At 57.2% G+C, this 2,010-nt stretch carries 1 protein-coding gene; it reads right to left on the bottom strand.

Annotation, left to right across the window (positions count from 1 at the left end; all coding sequences use genetic code 11):
* Positions 1 to 2,010 (bottom strand): TraM recognition domain-containing protein (locus AUR66_RS15695; RefSeq protein ID WP_157533163.1); only part of this gene is annotated, 2,010 nt, incomplete at both ends.

Genomic DNA, 2,010 nt, shown 5'->3' on the forward strand with positions numbered 1-2,010 from the left:
ACGCCGTTGCGGAGTTGCACACTTCGGACGGTCTTCGCGATAGCGACGTCCAGATCATCGGTGTGGACATCAAGCAACTCACCTAATTCATCGGGCGTCCTCGCCGTTGGATCGCTTGTGTCTCGCGGAACACCGAATTCTTGCTGCGTCCGTTCATGTACGCGAGAGAGCGCATCTTGTAATCGCTGTTCTTCATGTGCTGAAAGCGGCGACTCACTCTCGGGATGCCCCGCAGGAATCGGGAGTGGTTCGATGTTGAACGGATACGGACCCGTCTTGCCGAACGTCGGGCTCGGCAGCTGGGCAATCCACTCACCTCGTGGGAGCGACCCGATCCGATTGGCGAATTCTTCGGGGGATAACTCCTCGAAGGCCATCGCATTCGCCAACTCGCGATCGACCTTGATCTTCCCGACGAGCAAGGTCCCGATGTTGTTGAGCAAGTTGAGATAGAGGCGTCGGCCACCCTCGGCTTGCATCTGTTCGGGGAACTGCATCGCCAGTCCAACCGAGAGCCTGAAGCTGCGGCCTTTCTCAAGGAGATTGTTGAGGATCGGAGAGGCGGCCACAGACGCTGCCTCGTCGATCATGAGGTTGATTACGTAGTCATCGGGGCGTTGGGTCAGGTCGTCCTCGTGGGTCCGCAGTGCGTCTTCTAACATCGTAAGGATGAGTCCGGTCAGGATTTTCGCCGACTCGTCGCTTAGCCCCCCAAGGTCGAACAGAATGACCTGGTTACTATCGAGGATATCTCTGAAATCGAATTGCTGAGCGGTGTTATCAAAAATTCGCCGAAGGTTGGGGTTCAGCGTGACGTACCCGAGGCGATTGGTCAGCCCATCAAGGACGTTCGAGAATGTGGTCTGATCCATCGAGACTCTCCGACGGAGTTCACGCCGAGCAGCAACGTCGGTCGTCTTTGGGAGGGCGTCCTCGTTCGGATGTGGTGGGCCGGCCGCTCTGAGTTGGTCCGAGACGTGTTCGAGTTGTTCGTGACCGAAGTAATCTGTATGTTCTCGGTACGTGCCATTCTCACGGCCGTATTCCTCGTCGAACAGTGCAGTGATGAGTGACTGGATGAGGATTGGAGTGGTGGTTGCGCTCCGAACGACGTCTTTCCCCACGACGAGTTCGAGGATTTGCTGGTACTGGTCGGCCTTGCGCTTGACCGCGTCTATCCGTCGTACGCCACGCGAGAGCGCCGGTCGAAGGTCGAAAAACGAAAACCCAGGCAAGATGTCGGGGACTGGGAAATACAGCACGTTCTCCTCGAGATCGTCCATCCCGAAGCGCCGCCCATGGGCTCGCATGTAGTTTGCTGCCAACCCGTCGCCCTTGTGGTCGAGGACGATGACTGGGCCATCGGTGTTAGAATACGCCGAAAGGATGTCGTTGAGCAGGGCTTTTGATTTCCCGCCACCCGTGGTTGCGGCTCGAAGATAGTGTGTGACCAGCGAAGAGGGTGGGATGCACACTGGGTTGTCTTCGGACGTGCCGTTTTCATCGACGGGGTACCCAATCGTCATCCCCTCGCGCAACCTCGCCATGTGGTCGTGGTGTGGCAAAGGCAGCGAACTCTGACTCTCCTGTTCAGAGCGCGTTCGTCGTGCGCCTTCGATGCTCAGCTCGTTACCAGACGGGATGGTGATGAACTGCGCGAGTTCGTGGCCATTACAAATGAAATGTGGTGTGGTTTGCCCTCGTTTCGTCTCGAGGTCACGATTGAGCAGTCGGTCGAACGTGTTGCGTGCGTGTTTCCGTTTCGTGGTTTCACGACGGCCATTATCTCGAAGGCGTTCACGCTCCACCTCGTAGAACTCCCCACCAATCGAGTCGAAAACCGTTTTCAGGTCATCGAGTTGGGCATCGACCACCGATTCATCTGTGTCGGTCGGCGGAACGGTGACTGCCCGGAGATTGACAGTGAATGTTCGACGTGGGTTCTTGTCACCGAGTTCTTCGAGCCGTTGGGCTGTAGCGTCGCTCAGGTGCTGTTGTTTCTCAGCCAGC

The sequence above is a fragment of the Haloferax profundi genome, assembly GCF_001469865.1.
In the GTDB taxonomy this organism is placed as follows: Archaea; Halobacteriota; Halobacteria; order Halobacteriales; family Haloferacaceae; genus Haloferax; species Haloferax profundi.